Source organism: uncultured Roseobacter sp. (assembly GCF_947492555.1).
Taxonomy (GTDB): Bacteria; Pseudomonadota; Alphaproteobacteria; order Rhodobacterales; family Rhodobacteraceae; genus Roseobacter.
Genome location: NZ_CANLNE010000004.1, coordinates 162,727 through 185,595 on the forward strand (window position 1 = coordinate 162,727; position 22,869 = coordinate 185,595).

A 22,869-nucleotide genomic window follows, 5' to 3' on the forward strand; every position below is an offset into this window, starting at 1 on the left:
GAGGGGGTGGGGCCGCAGGTTTTCCTCCGGAAAACCCGCTTTTCCACACTCAGTCAGCAGAGCTGACCGTTATTGCCAGGTGTAATACCCGGCCTCGTCCATGATCGCGCGGGCACGTTCGGCGACACCGTTCAGCGCCTCTTGTGGGTCGAGACCCTCGGTCAGTACCTGGCTCATGGTGGTGCCGATGTCGGCGTTGATCTTGCCCCAGGTGGGGATGATCGGACGCCAGTCGGGGTCGGCATGCTTCAGGGCTTCGCCGAAGGTGGCGGAATAGGTGTATTTCTCGTTCAACTCCGCGTTTTCATAGGTGGAGAAGCGCGAAGGGTTGCCGCCCGCCATGGCCACCATCAGATCGCCCTTCTTGGAGGTCAGCCACTGCATCAGCAGGAAGGCCGCTTCCTTGTTCTGGGCGTTCTTGGGGATTGCGATGCCGAAGCCGCCGGTCTGGCTGCCACGACGCACACCTTCGGGGTGCAGGGCGTAACCGACATTCCCCGCAACGGTGGATTTGCTGGGGTCTTCAAAGCCAGCCGCAAAGGCGATGCTGTCCATGAACATGGCCGCTTGCCCTTGCTGGAACGCAGCCGCAGCCTCTGCCGGGCCAAAGGTCTGTGACCCTTCGGGACCGCAATCCACGATGGTCTTCAGGGCGTTGGCCGCAGCGACACCGGCTTCGTTGTTGATGATCGGCTCCCAGTTGTCGTCAAAGACACGACCGCCGAGCGGGGCGAGATGCAAAAGGAACGCGTGGCTGGCCTGGTGGCCGGATGCCGCGCGCGAGGCCATGCCGCCCATGCCCGGCTCCACTTCGGGGATCTTGCAGGCCGCATCGAGCAGTTGGTCATAGGTTTCGGGCACCGCAATGCCGTGCTTTTCGAAGATGTCCTTACGATAGGCCAGCACGGAGGTCTCGGAGCCAAACGGAATACCAAAGGCCGAACCCAACTGACCCGGCAGATAGCCCTTCTGACCGCCCGCCACGCCGATGTTCTCCACGTAGCCTGAAATCAGGTCCGCCTGATCATAGTTCGGATCGGCCAATGCGGGGTTCATGAAGTATTTAGCCAGGTTCTCCAGCTGGTCCGCATAGACGTAGTCGGCCTTGGAAAAGACCACATAGGCGATCATGTCATAGTCGCCTTCGGATTTGGTCAGTTCCAGCGTCTGGCGCTCGCGCATTTTCAGATACTGCAGCTGGTCGACTTCGACCTCGATGCCGGTCTCTTCGGTGAAGGCGGGCAGCACCTTCATCATCGCATTATAGTGCGGGTGCGCGGGCACGTTGATCACCAGCGTGGTGCCCGCATAGGGCTCGTAAGGCCCGCCGTGACCCGCGGCAAAGACAGCGCTCGCCAGTGTTGCGGAAACGGCTGTCCCCGTCAGGATTGTCTTGAGTGATAGCATTCGTCAGTCCTCCCTGATGCTATTTCTGAAGTGTCAGAGCCGGAGCCCTGACGTTTTGTCGAAAATCATGATTTCATCCGTGAGCACGCCAAAGGTCTGTTCGGTGCCGGAACGGACAGGCGAGGCGCTTTGCGTCTCAACCAGGATCTCCGCACCGCCGCAGCGGGTGACCAGAACCGATTGTGCACCGAGGTATTCGGACACGACCACTTTCAGCTCAATGGGCGCGCCTCGTGTCAGATCGGTGGTGAAACTGGAGGGCCGCAAACCAACCGTCACGGCGCGATCCTTGGCCGCTGCCAGACGCTGGCCTGCCTCGGCGGTCAGCGGCAGGGCAAACCCGTCGCCTCGGACCCAAAGCGTGCCTTTTTCATCGACAAGATCGCCGTCCACAAAGTTCATCGTCGGCGCGCCAATGAAGCCCGCCACGAACTTGTTGACCGGCGCCTTAAAGAGTTCCTCGGGCGTACCTTGCTGCTGGATGAACCCGTCGCTCATCACGACGATCCGGTCGCCCAGGGTCATCGCCTCGACCTGATCATGGGTCACGTAGACCATGTTCTTGTCGATGGTGTCGCGCATCTCGGCAAGCTCCGCGCGCATCTTGCCGCGCAGCTTGGCGTCGAGATTGGAAAGCGGTTCGTCGAAGAGAAACGTCCCCGCGTCGCGCACCAGCGCGCGGCCCATGGCGACCCGCTGACGCTGCCCACCGGAAAGCTCCGCCGGCTTGCGGTCCAGCAGATGCGCGATGTTCAGCATGCCTGCCACCCGCTGCACCTTGGTTTCAATCTCGGATTTCGACACCCGGGCGAGACGCAAGGCAAAGGACATGTTCTTGGCGATGTTCATATGCGGGTAGAGCGCATAGTCCTGAAACACCATCGCAAGGTCCCGCTCTTTCGGATCCAGCCTGCTGATCGGTGTGTCGTCAAAAAAGATCTCGCCACCGGAAAGGGTCTCCAGCCCCGCGAGCATGCGCAGGGTCGTCGACTTGCCGCAGCCCGACGGGCCAACCAGAACCGTGAACTCTCCGTCATCAAGATGCAGGTCGAAGGGAGGCAGAACCTCCACCGCGCCATAGCTCTTAGACACCTGATCAAAAACGATACGTGGCACTTGCCCCCCTGACGCGCCGAATTCCCTGAAAAGCCTCCCAGCTTTGCGTTCCAGAGTGCCGAAAGGGGTTCCAATAACGAAGCGAAAAAGCCAAAATGAACGTTAGCGTTAACGTTATTTGAGGTTCAATACATTGAAAATAATTGCAAAAAATTGCGTCCGGACGTAGCGGTTTCATGAGTAAAAAGCATCACCCAGCCAAGATCGAGGACGTCGCAGCCCGCGCGAACGTCAGCATCATGAGCGTTTCGCGCGCCATTCGCGGGGTCGACGGGGTGTCTGAAAAGAAGCGCAGGGAGATTCTCAGGATTGCCCGCGAGATGAAATATGTGCCCAACAGCAATGCCCGTTCCCTCGCCGTCGCGAACTCCAACCTGATCGGCATTTCGCTGCCGACCTTCGCGGGCGAGGTTTTTGCCGACATCCTCAACGGGATGCGACGGACGTTTGATTCAGCGGGCTATTCCAGCGTGATCGACACCACTGAATACAGCCCCGAGGCGGAGCTGAGCTGGGTCCGTCGCCTGCTGTCCTGGCAGCCTGCGGGTATCATCCTCACCGGCCTCGATCACCAGCCGGAGACGGTGGACTTGCTCAGGGCCTCGCCCATCCCGGTTCTGGAGATATGGGATCACACCGATACACCAATCGATATCTGCGTCGGGATCGATCACTACAGGGCGGGCCAGATGATCGGGGATCACGCAGTGTCCCTTGGGTATCGTCGTCCGGCTTTTGTCAGCACCCCGCGCGGGCACGACACGCGCGCCGACAATCGCCTTGCAGGGCTCCGGGACGTGTTTGCGCGCGAAAGAGGGACCGAGGTGCTCTCTGCCCGCCCGCAGTCGGGCAATTCATTCGCCACGGGCTTTGACGGCACAGCCGAGCTGTTGGACGCGGGCGCGCCCGACATCATCTGCTATCTCAATGACCACATGGCCTTTGGCGGTTTGATGTGCTGCCAGATGCGTGGACTGTCCGTGCCGCAAGACCTCGGCATTGTTGGTTTCAATCAATTGGATCTGGCAAGCGTACTGCCGAGGAAACTGACAACCGTTCGGACGCTGCGGCGCCTGATGGGGATCACGGGCGCCACCCAGCTTCTGGCGCGGATCAACGGGGTGCCGACGGAAAAGAGCAAACCCCTGCCGTTGGAACTGATCCCCGGTGAAACCACGCGGACGCAGATCTGACAAAGATCGCACGGGATCGTCTTGCTGGGTGCTATCGGCTCAGTCGGCGCAGCACCCGGCGGCGTGCCTGGGTCCCTTCAGGCAAAATCACCGCGCTGTCGGCGGCAAACCGCCCCGTATAGGCACCGCTGAACCGGACCCGCGCTTCAGCATATCGCCGCAGATCCAGGGTCCGCTCGAAACTATGGCCGAGGCCGGAAATCCGGTAGCCCGGTGCCGTGTCGGTGGGTTCGAGGTATCCTTCGATGGACAGGCGGGCCAACGGCCCGGCAGCGCCGACAAAACGTTGCGTGCTCAGCGTGTCGACCCGGAAGCGTCCGGTATCCGCGTCATAGCGACCGGTGGCGCTTGCAAAGGAGCCTTGTGCCAGAGCGCCAACACCTCGGCCTCTTACAGAGACTGTACCAAGGCGTATGTCTCCCGCGCTGCGCTTGACGTCGCCCGAGATCAGATCCAGTTCGGAACGCGCCGCGGTGAGACGGCTCGCCATCACACGCGGGCCTTGCCACAGGCCGGAGACAGCGACACGATCGCCAAGGACAAACCCGCGATCACTTCTGCCGGTCACAACCTCGACCCCGTTGATCTTCACCCTGCGCCCGTCTTCAGATGCGGCACTGATCCGTCCGACCAGCGGATGTGTCACATGTACCCGGCGCGCGATCAAAGCGTTGGGAGTGCCCGTCGCCTCGACCGTCAGGCTGTCGCCGATCTGCACATCCTCTTCGCGCAGACCGCCGAAGCCATCGCTGAACCGTGTTGTCGCGTCTGTCTGCACGCGGTTCCCGCCGACAATCAGGCTGCCGAAATCGGTCAGCACACCGACGATCCCGGTGCCACCGATCCCGCCTTCGACCTCGCGCTCCGCCGATTGCGACCAGACGGTGCCCGGCAGCATCAGGCCGGACAGACCTGCGGCCAAGGCTGCGCGGCGGGAGAATTTACCGGTCGTCATCTGAGGTCTTTCCTTTTGTCTCGGCGTCTTCATCTTCCTTGTAGAAAAACACGCCAAATCTGAATCGGTGGGTGGCAGAGGCCTCTGTCTTGTCTTTTGCCTGTTTGCCCGCAGCCAGCGCATTGATTTGCCGCAAGGCATCCAGCGAAAGACGCCGCGCCTCGCTTTCGACGTCCTCTACGGATGCCGCGTTGAGGTGGTTGTAGAACACCGCGCGTTCCAGGTGTTGCGGGTCATTGGACAGCAGGTTTTCGACCGCCGCCTGCATGTGGTCCCCAAGGTTGTGCGCAAAGAAATGCAGTTTCTGATCGGTGTCCGCAGAGCCGACGAGACCCTCTGACATCAGGCTGACCTGATCCTCGTCAACGCCTGTGATGCCTTGCCGCGTCAATTCATCCAGCACCGTACGGGGCCGTATGTCCCTGCTGATAGACTGCACCAGCGTTTCGAAACTTGGGCCGTCCTGACCAAAGCGAGGCAGGACGCGGGGCTGACCGTCTTCAAGATAGACAGGGTCCGACATCCAGCGTCCCACCACGGTCAGCAGGATGGAAACCTTGCGCTGTGTCTCGCCATCCTCTTCCTGATCGCGGGTGCGAAATTCCTTGACGTCGCGCCGGTGCACCCCGGTCAACACCGTGACCCGGCTGTCTGTTGCCGCCGTGCCCAGATCATCGGAAGCGACCTCCACGTAGGTCTGTTTTACGATGCGGTAGAGTGCCGGAGCAGACACGCCCTGCGCAATCAGCGCGCGCACCAATGGCCTGAGAAGACGTCTCAGCGCCCGCTCGAACAGGCGGGATTGAGAGATGGGGTCGCGCGCAGTCATGGCGGCAACATGGGTGCAAGTGTGAAAAATTTCCACAAAAATCTTGCCAATTCCGGTGCTCGGTACAGATATGTCGCATGCATCGTGTGTAAAATACACACAACTATAAAGGAGGACCCACTTGATGACGTTTTCGAAACTGCTGAAGGCATCTGCTCTGGCCGCAACCGTGGCCCTTGCGGGATGCGCCGGAACCACCGCGCCGCCCAATCCCGATATTGTCGAGGTCGCGCAGTCGGCGGGCTCCTTCGACACCCTGGTCGCCGCAGTGAGCGCCGCCGATCTGGTGGACACGCTGAAGAGCGATGGCCCCTTCACGGTGTTTGCGCCAACCGATGAGGCCTTTGCCGCCTTGCCCGCAGGCACCGTTGAGACATTGCTGAAGCCGGAGAACAAAGACCAGCTGACCGCGATCCTGACCTACCACGTGCTGCCCGGCAAGGTGATGGCGGCGGATGTGGCAGGCAAACGCCTCAGCCCCACAACCGTGAACGGCAAGGCCCTGAGGGTTGACGGGCGCAACGGCGTGAAAGTCGGCAATGCAACGGTTGTCAGCGCGGATATCACGGCCTCGAACGGTGTGATCCACGTGATCGACAAAGTGCTTTTGCCCTGATCCAAGACTGAGAGGACGTTAACATGAGTGTTTTTACTTTCACCGGGTTCGCCTCGGCCGATCTCTTTGGTGCAGGCCACATTGCCCGACACGCCAGTTTCACAATGCCTGAAGCGGCAACCCTCGACTTCAGCGTGACCGATGACGACGCATACCTGTCGGGGGACGCGTTCAGAAACGAGCGCGGCGATGACAGATCCGGCCAGACCGCAACCATTGTCCGCGATGGCGAGGAGGTCGGCAATGGTGGCCGCCTTTACGCCGAACAGGTGTGGCATCTCTACGGCGACAACGGTCAGACCTACAGGCTGGTGGAGCTGGAACAGCCGGGCCGGTTGCCGGACAGCTTCACCTTTCTCGGGCCCGTTCCGCCTGCGGGGGTGACGCTCACCGTCGGGGGCACTGCCAATGTGTTCCGGGGGCTGAAATACGATGACCTCTCTGCGGGGGATCTGCCGGCGCCACCGCCCAACATTGTCGACATCGCGGCAGGTTCGAGTGATTTCAACATCCTCGTGCAGGCGTTGACAGTCACGGGTCTGGCGGGGGCGGTGCATGCCTCGGACGACATCACCGTTTTCGCACCCACGGACGCTGCCTTCACCGCGCTGGCGGTTGATCTGGGGTTTGCCGGTGACCAGACGGATGAAGACGCCGTTTTTGGCTTCATTGCCGATGCCCTGGCCGGGCTTGCGCTGGATGGCGACCCGATCCCCTTGCTTGCGGATATCCTGCTTTATCATGTGTCTCCGGGCGCCAAGACCGCCGAGGAAGTCGATGCCGCCAGTGAGGTGTCGACACTGCTCGACGGGGCGACGTTCGGATCGGAGGGCACTGAACTCGTGGACAACGAGCCTGACGTTGCCAATCCGAACATCGTGGCGGAGGACATCCCGGCGGCAAATGGCACCCTTCAGGTGATCGACCGGGTGCTGCTGCCCATCGACATTCCCGGCAACACGCCGCCGGAGCCGGAGCTGCCGACCCTGGCCGGTATCGTCGCGGCCAGCGGGGGTACCTTCGACCAGGACGGGACCGATTTCGATCTGCTGTTCAACGCGGTGCAGGCCGCGAACCTGACCGGAGCGCTGAATGATCCGGAGGCTGACCTCACGGTCTTTGCACCCAACGATGCGGCCTTTGTCGGCCTGTCGCAGGCGCTTGGGTTTGAGGGCAGTGATGAAGGTGAAGCCTTTGCCTATCTCGTGGAGGCGCTGACGCTTCTGGGTGGCGGCGATCCGATCCCGCTCCTGACCGAGGTTCTGACCTATCACGTGGCCCCCGCGGCGCTTGGATCAGAGGCAGTACTGGCCGCCACAGAAATCGAAACCCTGCAGGGCGGTACGTTGGGGGTCGATGGGGCCACGCTGGTGGATGCCGACCCGGACGTGCCCGATCCGACGCTGATTGCTACCGATATCGCAGCCTCGAACGGCATTGCGCATGTGCTGGACGGCGTGCTCCTGCCTGCTGACCTGTTGCAATCGGACGGGTCGAATGATGTGGATTTCATCATCGACGACGATAGCAGCAGCCATATCCGCACGGGTCGTGACAATGATCTGGTCGATGGCAACGGTGGGCGCGATTTCATTACGCTGGGCCGTGGTGATGACGTTGGCTTTGGCGGGGATGGGAATGACATCATCCTGGGTGGGCGCGGAATGGATATGCTGACCGGCGGTCTGGGCAACGACAAGCTCTTTGGCGGGCGGGATGCGGATATCTTTATCTTCAATACCGGGGATGGGCACGACCGCATCATCGGCTTTGAGGACGGTCTGGATCTGATTGATCTCAGCGGCACAAGGTTCGAAAGTTTCGCCGAGTTGGAGGATGCCATTCATGTCCGTGGCCACCGGGCAGAGATCAAGCTGAGCGAGGATCAGAGCATCCTGGTGCAGGGCACGCGCTTAAATCTGACGGAAGAGGATTTCATTTTCTGACGGTCAATGCTTTTGGCTGTAAGGCCCGGCGCCGCGCAGTTGGCGGTGCCGGGTCCGTGTTCCGGACGCGGCGCGGTCCTGCGACCGGATGGATGTGCTTCACAGCGTTCCTGGCGGTCAGCCCCCGAGAACAGGGGATGGCCTCGTAACCTCCAGAAACCAGTCAACGAACTGCTGTTGTTGTTCCGGCAGCGCGGTGGCCTTCAGGGCGACGTAATACCCTTCTTCTGCAGGGACATGTGGCAGGGCGATTTCACGAAGGTCACCGTGCTGGATCGCGTTGCGCGTGATCTGACAATGGGTCAGGGCGACACCGGCCCCGGCGATGGCAAGGTCCACCGCCATGCCGTGGGTATCGACGTAAAGATCGGTCTCTAAAGCCTCTGGGAGTTTGTGCTGACGTGACAGGCTGGTCCATCCCGTTGACAGGCCAACCGCCTGTATCAAAGGAAAGGCGCGCAGGTCTGCCAGATGTACGGACTTCGGCAATGTGTCCGCGACCTGAGGCGCTGCCACGACATGCAGATGTGACGGTTCCAGCAGGCTGGCACCGGTCCCCACGACCCCCGGCGCGCCAAAGCGGATCTCGATGTCTGCGGTGCTGGCGGCGAAGTCATCCGGCCAGATCGTCGTGATCAGTTGAAGCGCAATGTCCGGATGGCGCGCAGTGAAAGCGGCTATGTGTGGAGCGATCACGAAATGGGCGATACTGGCACTGGTGGCGATGGTCAGCTTTGCCCGATCGCCATCGGGGATAAACCGGCGCACGGCCTGGGTCAGCAGGCCCATCGCTGCCGTCACATCCGGCACCAGCAGGCGCCCGGCATCTGTCAGTTGCAGGGACCGGTTCGCGCGCACGAAAAGCTGACATCCCAGCCGGTCTTCGAGGGCCCGCACATGCTGGCTGATCGCGGATTGCGTGAATCCCAGCTCGTCCGCGGCGAGGGTAAAGCTCAGATGCCGCGCGGCGGCTTCGAATGCCCGGAACCATGTGAGCGGAGGCAGGGATTTCGACATAGGGGCAATCTCATTAGACTATCTAATGAATTCATATCATTTTCTATCGTTTGTCACACTCTTTTGCCGTGGATAGAGTTTCACGACAACAGGGAGAGGTGTTTTCATGCAGCCAGATATCCGGAAAATCGTTACATATCAGGAAGATGTTCTGGTGGAGGGCTTCAAGCCTGCAGCTGAGCCGTGGGTGATGTGCGCTGCGGCAGCCGTAGTTAAAAACCCCTGGGCCGGGCGCTTTGTCGAGGATCTCAGCCCGGTGATTCAGGCCTTCGGCCCACCGCTCGGCGCTTTGCTGACCGAACGGGTCACCGCGATGACCGGGAGCGGCGAGAGGATTGAGGCCTTCGGCAAGGCCGCCGTGGTCGGGCTGGACGGAGAGATTGAGCACGCCTCGGGCCTGATCCACACGCTGCGGTTCGGCAATCACTTCCGACAGGCGGTTGGAGCAAAATCCTACCTCGCCTTCACCAATACTCGCGGCGGGGCGAATGCGCCCATCCAGATCCCCCTGATGGACAAGAATGATGCCGGGCGTCGCTCTCATTATCTGACGGTCCATTTCGCCATTTCGGATGCGCCGCGCGCCGATGAGTTGGTCATCGCGCTGGGGGCCGCAACAAGCGGACGTCCGCACCACCGGATCGGGGACAGATATCAGGATCTGAAGGAAATGGGTCATGACGTGGACAACCCGGCAGCGGTCTGAAGGCGCGGGTGCGCTGGCCTATTGCGTCGAAGGGCGCGGTCCAGCTGTGGTTCTGATCCACGGTGTCGGGCTGCGCGCGGAAGCGTGGAACGCGGTGTCCCCCATTCTTGCGCCCGACTTCACGGTCTACAGGATCGACATGCCGGGACACGGCGCATCGCCGCTCGGCGGCGCGGCCAAGCTGAGCGACTACGTGGCGCGGGTATTGACCTTCATCCATGCATTGGACGGGCCTGTTTGTCTGGCGGGTCATTCCATGGGGGCGATGATTGTTGTGGAAGTGGCAGCGCAAGCGCCCGAAAAGGTGGTGGCGGTTGCAGGTCTGAATGCAATCTACCGCCGGTCTGCCGAAGCCGCTGCCGCTGTCCAGAGCAGGGCGGCCGCTTTGACGCACTTGACCGCGCCCGATCCTGCGCCAACCCTCGCGCGCTGGTTCGGGGCGGCGCCCTCCGGAGCAACGGCCGAGGCCGCTGCGGCGTGCCGGAGTTGGTTGACGCAGGTCGACCCAGATGGCTACGCAACCGCTTACAGGATTTTTGCGCGGCACGACGGGCCATCTGAAAAGAGGCTGCGGCGTTTGCAGATGCCCGCCCTCTTCCAGACCGGGGCGGATGATCCGAACTCGACGCCCGATATGTCACAGGCCATGGCGGCGAAGGCGCCTTTTGGTCAGGCACTAACCGTCCCGGGTGCCGCGCATATGATGCCGATGACCCATCCCGATGCGATGGCGGAGGCTCTGCACAGCTGTTTTACCCGCAGGGTCCAAGCTGATGCGGATTGATCGGACAACCCTGCGCGCGGCCTTCAGCCGGTTCCTGACCGGGGTCACGGTGGTCACCACACGAACTGCAACCGGGGAGCCGGTGGGCTTCACCGCTAATTCCTTTTCCTCCGTGTCGCTGAACCCGCCGATGCTGCTGGTTTGCCCCGGCAATCACCTGAGCGGTTTTCACGCCTTTCGCGACGCCACGCAGTTCGGGGTCAGCATCCTGGCGGAAGGGCAGGAGGCCGTCTCCAACCTCTTCGCGTCCCGCGCCGCAGACAGGTTTGCAAACTGCGACTGGGAAGAAGCGGACGGCATGCCCCTCATCGCAGGACGGGCCGCGGGATTTGTCTGCACGACATCGTCCGTGGTCGCAGCGGGCGATCACATCGTGCTGATCGGCCAGGTCTCTCACTTCGATGATGCCGCGCGGCCCGGCCTCGGCTACGGGCCCGAGGGCTATTTCTCGCAGTCCAAGGAGCGCAAGGCAGAAGCAGCGGCGACGCGTGCCAGTGTTCTGCTGGATGATGGGGCAAGGGTCTACCTGACCGATCAGGGGCAGTTGCCAACGGTTCCTGTTCAAAGAGGGGAAAGTCCCCTGAGCGTCTTGGAAGCCGGGCTCATCGCACGTCAGATCCGGGCGGAATTGAGCGTCGTCTACGCGATCTACGATGAAGGTGAAACCTGCAGGCATATCGTGTTTCGCGGCAGAACCAAGGGCCTGCAACCGGGGTTGCAAGCCCAGGATATCGTGACGCTCGACACCTCGCAGGCGAACAACACAGCCGTGCGCGCCCTGCTGGATCGGTTTCGACAGGAACATCGGGCACAGAGTTTCGGGCTTTATGTCGGGGACGCACATGCAGGTGACGTGCTGCCTGCCCAAGGGAGGGATTGAGATGGAGTTCTCGCTCTTTGCGCATATGGAACGGTTGACCGCTGATCAGCCCCACGAGGCGCTTTACGGGGAGTTCGTGGCGCTGTGCAAGATGGCCGATCAGGGCGGGATGCGGGCGATCTGGACGGGCGAACATCATGGCATGGAATTCACGATTGCACCCAACCCCTTCACCACGCTGGTGGATCTGAGCCACCATACGCAGAATGTTCGGCTTGGCACCGGGACCGTGATCGTCCCCTTCTGGCACCCCATCAAGCTGGCGGGCGAGGCGGCGATGACCGATGTGATCACCGGCGGGCGGTTGGAAATCGGTGCGGCGCGGGGCGCTTATTCTTACGAATACGAGCGGATGATGCCGGGGCTCGACGCCTGGGATGCGGGGCAGCGGATGCGGGAAACCCTGCCGCTGCTGCGGCCCTTGTGGGCGGGGGATTGCGCCCATGACGGCACCTACCACAGTTTTCCGCCCACCACCTCTGCGCCGAAGCCGGTGCAGCAGGATGGCCCGCCGATCTGGGTTGCCGCGCGCGATCCCAACAGCCACGAATTCGCCGTGCAGAACGGGTTCAATGTGCAGGTGACCCCGCTTTGGCAGGGCGACGCGGAGATCGAAAAACTGATGGCGACTTTCAAGACCGCTTGTGCGGCCCATGCCGGACCCAAGCCCAAGATCATGCTGTTGCACCACACTTATGTCGGCGCGGACGCAGAGGATGTCGATCTGGCAGCGCAGGAGCTCAGCCGGTTCTACAATTACTTCGGCGCCTGGTTTCAGAACAAGCGGCCGGTGTCTCAAGGCCTGATGGAGAAGATCAGCACGGAAGACATGGCGCAAAACGCGATGATGTGCCCGGAAAACATGCGGCGCGATCTGACGGTGGGCACTGTGCAGGAGGTGATCGACCGGCTCAAACGTTTCGAAGACCTTGGCTATGATGAGTTTTCCTTCTGGATCGACAGCGGGATGAGTTTCGAGCGCAAGCGTGCCTCGCTTGCGCGGTTCATCGATCAGGTCATGCCGGCCTTTAGTTAACCCTTCGGAGGGACCATGCCCGATCTGCCCCACTACTCACTTTTCATCGCTGGCCAGTGGCGTGCCGGATCGCAAGGTCAGACGTTACAGAGCGTAAATCCGGCAACGGGGGAGGCCTGGGCCCGTTTCGATTGCGCGAGCCCCGAGGACGTATCGGACGCGGTATCGGCGGCACAGGCAGCACTCGATACGCCTGCCTGGCGGGACATGAGCCAGACCGCGCGGGGCAAACTGCTCTATCGCCTGGCCGATCTGGTGGCAGAGAATGCCGAACATCTGGGCCGGATCGAGACCACCGATAGCGGTAAGCTCGCCGCTGAGACGAGGGCACAGACCGGCTATGTGGCAAACTACTATCGGTATTACGCCGGGCTGGCCGACAAGATAGAGGGCGCGGTGCTGCCCATCGACAAGCCCGACATGCATGTCTTTACGCAGCACCTGCCCATCGGCGTGGTGGCCGCCATCGTGCCCTGGAATGCGCAGATGTTTCTGGCGGCAACCAAGCTGGCACCGGCCCTTGCGGCAGGATGCGCTGTGGTTCTGAAAGCTTCTGAAATCGCCCCCGCTCCGATGTTGGAGTTTGCCAGGCTGATCGAGCAGGCCGGATTTCCACCCGGCGTCGTTTCCGTCCTGACTGGGGATGCAGAGAATTGCGCCATTCCGCTGACCCGTCATCCCGGCGTGGACCGGATCGCCTTTACCGGCGGGCCGGATGCCGCGCGCCATGTCGTGCGCAATTCCGCGGAAAACTTCGCCGTCACCACATTGGAGTTGGGGGGGAAGTCACCCATTCTGGTGTTTGAGGATGCGGATCTGGATGCCGCCGCCAACGGGTTGATCGCGGGCAATTTCGGCGCCTCCGGACAGTCCTGCGTGGCAGGCACGCGCGGTCTGGTGCAGCGCCCCGTCTACGACGCGCTGGTCGCGGCGATCACGGCCAAATGTCGCGATTTGGTCGTGGGGGATCCGCATGACCCGGCCACGCATCTCGGCCCGCTCTGCACCATAGCACAGGTGGAAAAGATCGAAACGACGCTGGCCAAGGCCGTGTCGCAGGGTGCACGCATTGCCTTTGGCGGCAGCCGCGCGGGTGGCGGCAGCGCGCATTATTTCCCGCCGACACTGGTACTGGCGGACGGGCCGGGGGTTGAGACACTAGCGGTTGAGATGTTCGGCCCGGTGATGACGCTGATCCCCTTCGACACTGAGGAAGAGGCAATCCAATTGGCGAATGACAGTGAATTCGGCCTCGGATCGGGTGTTTTCACCCAGAACGTGGCGCGGGCCCACCGTGTGTCGCGGCGCATCAGGTCAGGGATCACCTGGGTGAACACCTACCGCGCGATTTCCCCCATGGCGCCCTTCGGGGGATTCAATCAATCCGGTTACGGTCGCGAAGCGGGACAGGAGGCGATCCTCGACTATACCCGCACAAAAACCACCTGGATCGATACGTCCGAGGACCCGATGGCCAATCCTTTCGTCATGCGCTGAACTGCCCCTTCAAACCCGTTGTTAGTTACAAAAGCAACTGGTAGCTGCGGGAGGTGGAAATGCGCGCAGGGAGGAAACAGCAGGTGGCCAAGGCATTCGCATCCCAGGGGGATATGTCGGAAAAGACAATCACCTTTGATGAAATCGGCGCAGGACTCTGGGCCTTCACGGCGGAGGGAGACCCGAATTCCGGCGTGATCATCGGCGATGACAGCGTGATGATTGTCGAAGCGCAGGCCACGCCGCGGCTGGCGGGCAAGGTGATCGACAAGGTGCGTGAGGTCACAGATAAGCCGATCAGCCACCTGGTTCTGACGCATTACCACGCCGTGCGGGTGCTGGGGGCGTCCGCCTATGGTGCTGGGCAGATCATCATGTCGGACACCGCCCGCGCCATGGTCACCGAGCGCGGACAGGAAGACTGGGACAGTGAATTCCAGCGCTTTCCGCGCCTCTTTGAAGGGCACGAAAGCATTCCCGGCCTGACCTGGCCCACCACGACCTTCAGCGATGCCATGACCGTCTATCTGGGGCAGCGCCGGGTCGATATCAAACACCTGGGTCGTGCCCATACGGCTGGTGATGCGGTGATCCACGTGCCGGATCAGAACGTGATGTTCACCGGCGATATCGTGGAAGATCGATCTGCCTGTTACTGCGGGGACGGGCATTTCGGCGATTGGGGCGGCACGCTGGATGCAATCGCCGCCTATGATGTCGACGCGATTGCGCCGGGGCGCGGCGGCGCGCTGATCGGCAAGGAGGCGGTCGAGCGCGCGATTGCCTCGACCCGCGATTTCATCGACAGCACCTATGCACCGGCGGCTCGGGTCGCGGCGCGGGGCGGATCGCTGAAAGAGGCATGGGACGCCGTGCGCGCGGCCTGTGATCCCAAGTTCAAGGACTATGCGATCTACGAACACTGCCTGCCCTTCAACGTGTCCCGCGCCTATGACGAAGCGCGCGGTATCGACACACCGCGGATCTGGACCGACAAACGCGATCTGGAGATGTGGGAGCAGTTGCAGGGCTGACGGCAGGGAGGGCGCGATATGGTGGACGTCAGATATGACATCGCTTTCCGGCTTTACCCCTACGAGAAAGTCCCGGATCAGGACCTGCCGCCCAAGCGGCACCCGGTAGTCATCGTCGGCGGCGGGCCCATCGGCATGGCGCTGGCGCTTGATCTGGGGCGCAAGGGCACACCGGTGCTGGTGCTGGACGATCACGAAGGGGTTGGGCAGGGCAGCCGCGCGATCTGTTTCGCCAAGCGTACGCTTGAGATTGCGGACCGCCTCGGCGCCGGGCAGGCGATGGTGGACAAGGGTGTTGTCTGGAACGTCGGCAAGGTTTTTCATGGCGATGATCAGGTTTTTGAATTCAACCTGCAGCCGGAAGGCGGACATAAGAACCCCGCCTTTATCAACCTGCAACAGCCCTATTTTGAGAAATTCATCGTCGATGAGATCCGCAGGGCGCAGGACAACGGCGCACCCATCGAAATTCGGGGCTGCAATGCGGTGACGGGCCTCACGCCGGCCGCAGATCATGTCGTGTTGACCGTCGAGACACCGGACGGTCCCTATCAGGTCGAGGCCGACTGGCTGGTGGCCTGCGACGGCGCGCGCTCTCCGCTCCGCGATATGATGGGGCTGAGTTTTGACGGGCGCGTCTTTGAAGACAACTTCCTGATTGCCGATGTGAAGATGACGGCAGACTTCCCGACCGAACGCTGGTTCTGGTTCGAGCCGCCCTTCAAGGACAGCGGTCAGTCGGCATTGCTGCACAAGCAGCCGGACGACATCTGGCGGATTGATTTCCAACTGGGCTGGGACATTGATCGCGCCGAGGAACTGAAAGAGGAAAACGTCCGGGCGCGGGTCGACGCGATGTTGGGCGAGGGGGTCGCATACACGCTGGAATGGACATCGATTTACACGTTCCAATGCCGCCGGATGCAGGCGTTCCGCCATGACCGCGTGTTCTTTGCCGGGGATGCCGCACATCAGGTGTCGCCTTTCGGCGCGCGCGGGGCAAATTCCGGCATTCAGGACGCGGACAATCTGGCCTGGAAGCTTGATTTGGTGATCCGGGAGCTTGCGCCGGAACCGCTGCTGGACAGCTATTCCGAGGAACGGGTGCACGGGGCGGATGAAAACATCCTCAATTCCACCCGCGCCACCGATTTCCTGACGCCGAAAAGCGAGATGAGCCAGATTTTCCGGAATGCCGTGCTGGCGCTGGCGCGGGAGCACGCTTTTGCGCGACCGCTGGTCAATTCGGGCCGTTTGTCTGTGCCGTGTGTTTATGACGGGCTATCCCTGAACGGCCCGGACCTGTTGGACGGGCCAAAACGGACGCGGGTGGGGGCCCCTGCGGTGGATGCGACACTGGGTGAAAACCATCTTTTGGATCATCTGTCGGACGGGTTTACGCTCTTGTGCATTGATGCACCCGCGCCGGATGTTGAGAGGGTGGACGGGGTGCCGTTGACCCATCTGAGCTTGAGCGCAGAGGGCAACCCGCTTCTGGCGGAACGCTATCTCGGGGATGCGGAAGGTGCCGTGTACCTGCTCCGCCCGGACCAGCACGTGGTGGCGCGGTGGCCTGCAGTCTCCGCTGATGAGGTGAGAGTGGCGATGCAAACTGCATTGGGAAAGGACGCGGGATGACCCTGAACCTTGAGCCGAACATCCCCGACCCGGATGGGTTCTACGACCTGTTACTGGCCGCGCATCAGGGGTTGAGCAAGGATGAAAGCGACGCGCTGAACGCGCGGTTGATCCTGGTGCTGGCCAATCACATCGGGGATGTCGATGTGCTGCGCGAGGCCCTTACAGCAGCGCGCAAAAGGTCGGAATGAGGGCTGAGATCGCATTCCGAAGACAACGGACGATGTTCCGATCTGCGCAGACGTGCGGCTAAGCTGGGCCTTCCGAAATGATGACTAGCGGTCGGAGCGCCTCGTTTTGCGCGTGCTGCGCGGCCTCTTGGCAGAGTGCAGCGTAGCCAGCGGCTCCCGACGGGGATGTAGGAAGCCCCAGGTGAGTGACGCGTGCAGCGGCGGCCTCACCTTCTTCTTCCGAAAGTGTTGCGTAGCGCACATCGCAGCGTTCGAGCGCAGCCCACGCCACAATGGACGGGTCCTTGCAATCCAGCCGACCCATTGCAGATTCCGGCCCGTTCCCACGGGTTGGTTGCCCCGCCTTGTGGCTGGCCTGAAGGCAGGCCGCAGCGGCAGGTTCCACCACCACCAGCTCCGGCTGCTCCGCCCAGTTCAACCGGATCATATGCGCCATCGCGGCAGCCAGCCCGCCGACACCTGCCTGCAGATAGACATGAGTGGGCCACTGCCCCGATGTCTCAAAGCTCTCCCGAAGCTCTTCGGCGATGACGCAATACCCTTCCATCACCCATTTCGGGATTTCCGTGTAGCCCGGCCAGGTCCCATCGGCGAGCAAAACGGCGCCGGTGGCCTCCGCATCCTCGATCGCGGCGGCGACGCTCTCCTCATATACCGCACCGGAACGGACAACCGATGCCCCGAGCGCCCGCAGCCTTTGCGCGAAACTCTCCGGCACGGTGTCGGCGAGGTGGATGCGGGCCGCAGCCCCAGCGTCCCGCGCGCCTGCGGCAACACCCATGCCATGATTGCCCGCACTGGCGCAGACGAACGTTTGTGTGGCTGCAAAGGCACGCAGATCAGCATCACCCATGCGATCCTGTGTGGGAACCTCACCCGTTTTTGCGTGCCATTTCTGCTGCAGGATCCGGGAGACGGCATAGGGCGCCCCGAGCGCCTTGAACGCGCCCAACCCCATGCGGTTCGTCTCATCTTTGGCCAGAACAGTGCCACCGTGTGGACCGGCAATTTCAACGAGTGGCGTGGGCTGGTATTTGTCTTGCGCCCGGAAAAACGCGTGGGCAGTGGCGACATTTGGCGAGAAGTCCAGAGAATCTGTATGTGTCATGGTTCAGCACGTTACGGGCTTTTCATGCGATGTATTTTGCGTTCTTTGTAAAGTCACCGATAATATTTTGCGCGATTTCAGCAGGGGAGCGTCGAAACACAACATGACAACGGATCTCGATAAGACAGACCTGACGATCCTGCGCACCCTCCAGACCGACTGCCGCATCGGTCTGGAACAACTTGCCCATGAATGCGCCCTGTCGGTGCCTTCGGTACAGCGCCGCCTGAAACGGTTGCGGCAGGCAAATCTCATCGAAAAGGAGATCGCCGTCCTCAACCCGGCGAAATTCGACTACAAGATGACCTTCATCGTCATGGTCGAGCTGGAACGGGAATCGCTGCAGCAACTCGAGCTATTTCGCAAGCGCGCGACGGCAGAACCGCAGGTCCAGCAATGCTATTATGTCACGGGTGACGCCGATTTCATCCTGATCTGTTCAGCAAAGGACATGCAGGATTTCGAGGCGCTGACGCACCGGCTGTTCTTTGAGAACTCGAATGTGCGCCGATTCCGCACCTCCGTGGCGATGGGACGCACAAAGATCAGCCTGAGCATCCCGATCTGATGGTTGGGCCGCTGATAGAAACGCGCATCTGCGGTCGGATCCATGAAAAAATTTCTGCACGTTGCGCACACAGATGATGCCAACCGCGCATCGCATTGCGCTAAGCTGGACGCATGGTGGCGAAAGGCGCGGACATGACTGATTTTGAGACGCGGATGACACAGCTCCGGCGCGATTTGCATCGGCATCCGGAACTCGGTTTCAAGGAGACGCGCACCAAGGAGGTCATTGCCACGCGCTTGCGGGAATTGGGACTGGAGGTGCATGAAGGCGCGGGTGTTGTTGGTATTCTCCGTTCGGGGGAAGGGCATGGGGCGATTGCGCTGCGCGCCGATATGGATGCGTTGCCGATCATGGAAACATCGACCCATGATTACGTCTCGGGCAGCCCCGGTGTCATGCATGCCTGCGGTCATGATGGGCACACGACCATGCTCCTTGGTGCGGCGGAGCGGTTGGCTATGAACCCCTCTTTTGACGGCACCGTGGTCTTCGTGTTTCAGCCGAATGAAGAACACGGTCTTGGTGCCCGGGCGATGATTGACGAGGGGCTTTTTGAACGATTTCCGGTGGATGAAATCTATGCCATCCACAATCTGCCCGGCGCGCCTTTGGGCGAGGTTTCGACCCGCGTCGGCATCATTTGCAACAGCGAGACGCTTTTCGAAATCGAGATAGAGGGGCAGGGTGGTCATGCATCGATGCCCCAAACCGGGGTCGATGCAATCACGGTCGGCGCCGAGATCGTAATGGCTTTGCAAACCGTGGTCGCCCGGAAACTGGCACCCGCCGCCGGGGCGGTGGTGTCGGTGACGGAGTTTCTGACCGATGGGCAAAGGAATGTGCTGCCGGGCAAGGCGGTCCTGAAGGGGGATTTCCGAGCAGGCTCCGCGGATGACCGCGCCCGCATCGCGCATTTCATTCAGCAAGTATCCGACGGCATCGGGGTCGCGCATGGAGTTGGTATTTCGGTTGCCTTCGACACGCAATTTGTCGAGACGATCAACGCAGGCGGCCCGACCGAGGCCGTCTACCGGGCCGCAGAGACGGCGGGCTGCACGCTTGTGCGGGACCGGCCTGCGATGAGTTTTTCCGAGGATTTTGCCCATTTCGCGGCCGCGGTGCCGGGGTGTTTCCTCTTGCTCGGCAATGGTGAAACGGGACGTCATGGCCGCCCGCTGCACGCCTCGAACTATGACTTCAACGATGACCTGCTGGTCATCGGGGCAAGGTTCTGGGCGCAGTTGGTTCAGGATCGACTACCTTTGCGAAAGGATCAGCCGTGACCGACACGCCGGATCGGGGGTTTCCCGAAAGCGAATTTGCAGATCGTGCGACCAAGGCTCAGACCTCTATGGCAGAGGCGGGTCTGGCCGGTCTGTTGCTGACGACCGAAGCAGAGGTGCGCTATTTCAGCGGGTTCCACACGCTTTTCTGGCAGAGCCCGACCCGGCCCTGGTTCCTGTTTGTACCGGCCTCGGGCAAGCCTGTTGCGATCATTCCCGAGATTGGCGCGGACCTCATGCGCCGGACGTGGGTGGATGACATCCGCACCTGGAGCGCCCCTGCACCGCGAGACGATGGGATCGGGCTGCTGACCGATCTACTTGCGCCTTTCGCAGGCTCAGGCGGGGCCATTGGCCTCATGAAGGGGCATGAGACCCATTTGAGGATGCCCTTAGCTGACTTCGAACGGCTCTCGGCGGCGCTGCCGGGGCTTCGAACGGCCGATGCCACCGATCTGGTGCGTGGTCTCAGGATGGTGAAATCCGACGCGGAGATTGCGAAAATCCGTCACATTTGCGCCATCGGCTCTCGCAGTTTTGCCGAGGTGCCGGAGGTTGCGCGGGAGGGCATGCCTCTGGAAGAGGTTTTCCGGGCGTTTCGCCGGGCAGCTCTGGCGCTTGGAGCCGACGACGTGCCCTATCTGGTCGGCGGGGCGGACCGGGGTGGATATCACGATGTGATCTCGCCGCCGTCGCGCCGCCCTCTGGCAAAAGGGGATGTCTTGATGTTGGACACCGGTGCCACCTGGGACGGCTACTTCTGTGATTTCGACCGGAATTGGGCCATTGGCAAGGCGGATGATGCATCGCAGCGCGCTTATGATGTTCTCTGGCGCGCGACCGAGGCGGGCATCGCCGCTGCGCATCCTGGGGCCACATGCCGCGACCTCTTCCACAGGATGCATACTGTCATCTCCGAGCTTGATCCCGCAGGCGGAGACGTGGGGCGCCTTGGTCACGGTCTGGGCATGCAGTTGACCGAATGGCCGTCGCATGCCGCCTGGGATGAAACGGTGATCGAAGAAAACATGGTGCTGACAATTGAACCATCCTTATCCTACGGTGACGGTCGCATCATGGTGCATGAGGAAAACATCGTCGTGCGTGCGGGCGGGGCCGAGCTTTTGACCGAGCGCGCCGCACCAGACTTGCCGGTGATTTAGGAGCGGTGACATGAAACTCGCGTACCAGACGAATGACGGGATCGGCACGCGCGCCAATTTGGGTGTGATCGTTCTGGAAACCGACGAGACGCTGGAGCATGAGTTCCGGCAGTTGGTGAAGGGCGATGGCATCGCGCTTTACGTCAGCCGGATTCCGATGGTGCCGGAAGTCCGGCCTGATACTCTGGCACAGATGGAGACGGAGCTGCCGACGGCGGCGGGCCTTCTGCCACCAGCGCTGGACTTCGATGCCATTGGGTTCGGCTGCACCTCTGCATCGAGTGTGATCGGATCAGATCGGGTAGCAGATATTGTCGCCGCGACATGTTCGGGCGCGCAAGTGACGGACCCTTTGGCTGCAATCATTGCCGCAGGTCGCGCACTCGACGCGCAGCGTCTTGGTTTCGTGACACCCTATGTCGCTGACGTGTCCGCGCGAATGCGGCACAATCTCGAACTTGCCGGGTTCGAGATTGCAAGTTTTGGCTCTTTCGAAGAAGGCAACGACCGGGTGGTCGCGCGGATCACGCCAGCATCGATTGTTGCGGCGGTTGAAGCCGTCTCCGCAAAGGCGCCATGTGATGCCATTGTCGTGTCCTGCACCAATCTGCGCTGCCTCGGGATCATTGCCGAAGCGGAGAGGAAGACTGGCGTGCCCGTTATCACGAGCAATCAGGCCCTTGCCTGGCATATGCTGACCCTCGCAGGGGTAGAGGGAGCCCGGCCCGGACTTGGCCGACTATTTGCATAGGACCGATCCTTGTCGCCAGTTCTGCTTTATGAATAGACGGATCTCCGGATCGATCTCCATGGGTTACCTTCTGAGGTGCCTCAGAATTCTCGCCCACTTGGTATCAGTATGTGCTCAACCGTCCTTATTTTGACTCAGATCGTTCGGGAGGCTGTACATTGTCGGAGGTCTGACTAGACTGATCCAATGCTCGATCTGCTCAGCGATATCCTGACCAACCTGTCGATGCGGGGCACGCTCTATTTCCGCACATCATTCACAAAACCCTGGGGCGTGGCCGTTCCGAGTTACGAGAATGTCGCGCGCTTCCACTTCGCGCATCGGGGCAGTTGCCTGGTGCGGGTGAAGGGTGTTGAGGAGCCCGTCAACGTTGCCCAGGGTGATCTGATCATCATACCCCACGGCACGGCTCATGATCTCTATTGCGGACATGATCCGGAACGTACGATCATGCCGCTCGATACCGTGCTGCAGGCATCGGGTTTCGATGGCTCCGGCGTGCTTGTCTACGGTGGTGACGAGCCGCTGAGCGAGACGCAGTTGATCTGTGGTCATTTTGCGTTCGAGCCCAATGCCAAGCACATACTCATGGACCGGCTACCGCCCCTGATCCATCTTGAAAATTACGGCGAGGTAGCGGGCAAATGGATGGAGGCCACCCTGCGGGTGATCGGCGACGAGGCGGGACGGAAAAAGATGGGTGGTGACTTGATCGCGCTGAAAATGTCAGAGGCCATTCTGGCGCAAGCGGTGCGCAGTTTCATCGAGACCGGCGACACGATCAGATGGGGGCTCGGCGCGTTTTCGGACAAGAATCTGCATCGGGCTCTGGAAGCTTTCCACAAGGCCCCCAGCAAGACTTGGACGGTGGAAGCACTCGCCACTGCTGCCGGTATGTCACGGACAAGTTTTGCCGTGTCGTTTCAGAAAAAGATGTCGATGACGCCGATGGAGTATGTCACAGGCTGGCGTATGGAGATGGCAAAGAAGACACTGCAGCGCCCTGACACGTCTCTCTCAGATGCAGCGGAGAGTGCAGGTTACGCCTCGGATTCCGCCTTTGCGCGCGTATTCAAAAAAGAAACGGGTATGACACCTGCGCGTTTCAGACAGCTCAACCGCACCAATCATTCTGCGTATTGAACGAT

General features: G+C 61.3%; 22 protein-coding genes. 16 read left to right on the forward strand and 6 right to left on the reverse strand.

The features are described from left to right. Window positions 1-69: 69 nt before the first annotated feature. Entirely contained in the window at window positions 70-1,407 is a 1,338-nt protein-coding gene (locus Q1A07_RS19535; protein ID WP_299783715.1) for an extracellular solute-binding protein, read from the reverse strand. A 33-nt stretch (window positions 1,408-1,440) separates the two neighbouring features. Further along, the gene (locus Q1A07_RS19540) at window positions 1,441-2,523 is read right to left on the reverse strand and encodes an ABC transporter ATP-binding protein (RefSeq protein ID WP_299783717.1); all 1,083 of its coding nucleotides are present in this window, start codon (window positions 2,521-2,523) and stop codon (window positions 1,441-1,443) included. Between the two features lie 176 nt (window positions 2,524-2,699). Between Q1A07_RS19540 and Q1A07_RS19545 the strand changes: the two genes are divergently transcribed. Next, on the forward strand, window positions 2,700-3,716 hold the full coding sequence (locus Q1A07_RS19545; protein ID WP_299783719.1) for a LacI family DNA-binding transcriptional regulator: 1,017 nt from the start codon (window positions 2,700-2,702) through the stop codon (window positions 3,714-3,716). A 31-nt stretch (window positions 3,717-3,747) separates the two neighbouring features. Here the strand turns inward: Q1A07_RS19545 and Q1A07_RS19550 are convergent, their stop codons facing one another. Beyond that, entirely contained in the window at window positions 3,748-4,671 is a 924-nt protein-coding gene (locus Q1A07_RS19550; protein ID WP_299783721.1) for a DUF5666 domain-containing protein, read from the reverse strand. Then, window positions 4,658-5,500, reverse strand: coding sequence for a DUF6502 family protein (locus Q1A07_RS19555; protein ID WP_299783723.1), 843 nt, complete (start codon window positions 5,498-5,500; stop codon window positions 4,658-4,660). Before Q1A07_RS19555 ends, Q1A07_RS19550 begins: the two co-directional genes overlap by 14 nt. Window positions 5,501-5,624: 124 nt before the next feature. Here Q1A07_RS19555 and Q1A07_RS19560 point away from each other — a divergent pair, with 124 nt between their 5' ends. Continuing rightward, window positions 5,625-6,116, forward strand: a complete 492-nt coding sequence (locus Q1A07_RS19560) for a fasciclin domain-containing protein (protein ID WP_299783725.1) — start codon at window positions 5,625-5,627, stop codon at window positions 6,114-6,116. A gap of 23 nt (window positions 6,117-6,139) precedes the next feature. After that, a complete protein-coding gene (locus Q1A07_RS19565) occupies window positions 6,140-8,062 on the forward strand; it encodes a fasciclin domain-containing protein (protein ID WP_299783727.1) in 1,923 nt (640 codons plus the stop codon). Between the two features lie 117 nt (window positions 8,063-8,179). On the opposite strand, the gene Q1A07_RS19570 is transcribed toward Q1A07_RS19565, so the two are convergent. Further along, complete coding sequence (locus Q1A07_RS19570; RefSeq protein ID WP_299783729.1) at window positions 8,180-9,079, reverse strand: LysR substrate-binding domain-containing protein; 900 nt, start codon at window positions 9,077-9,079, stop codon at window positions 8,180-8,182. 106 nt (window positions 9,080-9,185) lie between these two features. On the opposite strand from Q1A07_RS19570, the gene Q1A07_RS19575 reads away from it, so the two are divergent. The 8 genes from Q1A07_RS19575 (at window position 9,186) to Q1A07_RS19610 (ending at window position 16,845) form a co-directional block, all read left to right on the forward strand. Continuing rightward, window positions 9,186-9,785, forward strand: coding sequence for an amino acid synthesis family protein (locus tag Q1A07_RS19575; protein ID WP_299783732.1), 600 nt, complete (start codon window positions 9,186-9,188; stop codon window positions 9,783-9,785). Next, window positions 9,757-10,569 (forward strand): alpha/beta hydrolase, encoded by an 813-nt coding sequence (locus Q1A07_RS19580; RefSeq protein WP_299783734.1) that lies wholly within the window; start codon window positions 9,757-9,759, stop codon window positions 10,567-10,569. Before Q1A07_RS19575 ends, Q1A07_RS19580 begins: the two co-directional genes overlap by 29 nt. After that, complete coding sequence (locus Q1A07_RS19585) at window positions 10,559-11,449, forward strand: flavin reductase family protein (RefSeq protein WP_299783736.1); 891 nt, start codon at window positions 10,559-10,561, stop codon at window positions 11,447-11,449. Before Q1A07_RS19580 ends, Q1A07_RS19585 begins: the two co-directional genes overlap by 11 nt. A gap of 1 nt (window position 11,450) precedes the next feature. Beyond that, window positions 11,451-12,485, forward strand: coding sequence for an LLM class flavin-dependent oxidoreductase (locus Q1A07_RS19590; protein WP_299783851.1), 1,035 nt, complete (start codon window positions 11,451-11,453; stop codon window positions 12,483-12,485). Between the two features lie 15 nt (window positions 12,486-12,500). Beyond that, a complete protein-coding gene (locus Q1A07_RS19595) occupies window positions 12,501-13,982 on the forward strand; it encodes an aldehyde dehydrogenase (protein WP_299783738.1) in 1,482 nt (493 codons plus the stop codon). Between the two features lie 83 nt (window positions 13,983-14,065). Next, entirely contained in the window at window positions 14,066-15,016 is a 951-nt protein-coding gene (locus tag Q1A07_RS19600; RefSeq protein WP_299783740.1) for an MBL fold metallo-hydrolase, read from the forward strand. Between the two features lie 18 nt (window positions 15,017-15,034). Further along, on the forward strand, window positions 15,035-16,654 hold the full coding sequence (locus Q1A07_RS19605; protein WP_299783742.1) for an FAD-dependent oxidoreductase: 1,620 nt from the start codon (window positions 15,035-15,037) through the stop codon (window positions 16,652-16,654). Next, entirely contained in the window at window positions 16,651-16,845 is a 195-nt protein-coding gene (locus Q1A07_RS19610) for a DUF2783 domain-containing protein (protein ID WP_299783744.1), read from the forward strand. The genes Q1A07_RS19605 and Q1A07_RS19610 overlap by 4 nt, the downstream gene beginning before the upstream one ends. A 58-nt stretch (window positions 16,846-16,903) precedes the next feature. Here the strand turns inward: Q1A07_RS19610 and Q1A07_RS19615 are convergent, their stop codons facing one another. After that, on the reverse strand, window positions 16,904-17,953 hold the full coding sequence (locus Q1A07_RS19615) for a pyridoxal-phosphate dependent enzyme (RefSeq protein ID WP_299783746.1): 1,050 nt from the start codon (window positions 17,951-17,953) through the stop codon (window positions 16,904-16,906). A 103-nt stretch (window positions 17,954-18,056) separates the two neighbouring features. On the opposite strand from Q1A07_RS19615, the gene Q1A07_RS19620 reads away from it, so the two are divergent. The 5 genes from Q1A07_RS19620 (at window position 18,057) to Q1A07_RS19640 (ending at window position 22,864) form a co-directional block, all read left to right on the forward strand. Then, window positions 18,057-18,521, forward strand: a complete 465-nt coding sequence (locus Q1A07_RS19620; protein ID WP_299783748.1) for an Lrp/AsnC family transcriptional regulator — start codon at window positions 18,057-18,059, stop codon at window positions 18,519-18,521. A 134-nt stretch (window positions 18,522-18,655) separates the two neighbouring features. Next, window positions 18,656-19,807, forward strand: a complete 1,152-nt coding sequence (locus Q1A07_RS19625) for an amidohydrolase (protein ID WP_299783750.1) — start codon at window positions 18,656-18,658, stop codon at window positions 19,805-19,807. Next, window positions 19,804-20,970, forward strand: coding sequence for a Xaa-Pro peptidase family protein (locus tag Q1A07_RS19630; protein WP_299783752.1), 1,167 nt, complete (start codon window positions 19,804-19,806; stop codon window positions 20,968-20,970). Before Q1A07_RS19625 ends, Q1A07_RS19630 begins: the two co-directional genes overlap by 4 nt. Window positions 20,971-20,980: 10 nt before the next feature. Continuing rightward, window positions 20,981-21,721 carry an aspartate/glutamate racemase family protein gene (locus tag Q1A07_RS19635; RefSeq protein WP_299783754.1) on the forward strand — a complete coding sequence of 247 codons (741 nt, stop codon included), beginning with the start codon at window positions 20,981-20,983 and terminating at the stop codon, window positions 21,719-21,721. A gap of 186 nt (window positions 21,722-21,907) precedes the next feature. Continuing rightward, window positions 21,908-22,864, forward strand: a complete 957-nt coding sequence (locus Q1A07_RS19640; protein ID WP_299783756.1) for an AraC family transcriptional regulator — start codon at window positions 21,908-21,910, stop codon at window positions 22,862-22,864. Window positions 22,865-22,869: the final 5 nt, after the last annotated feature.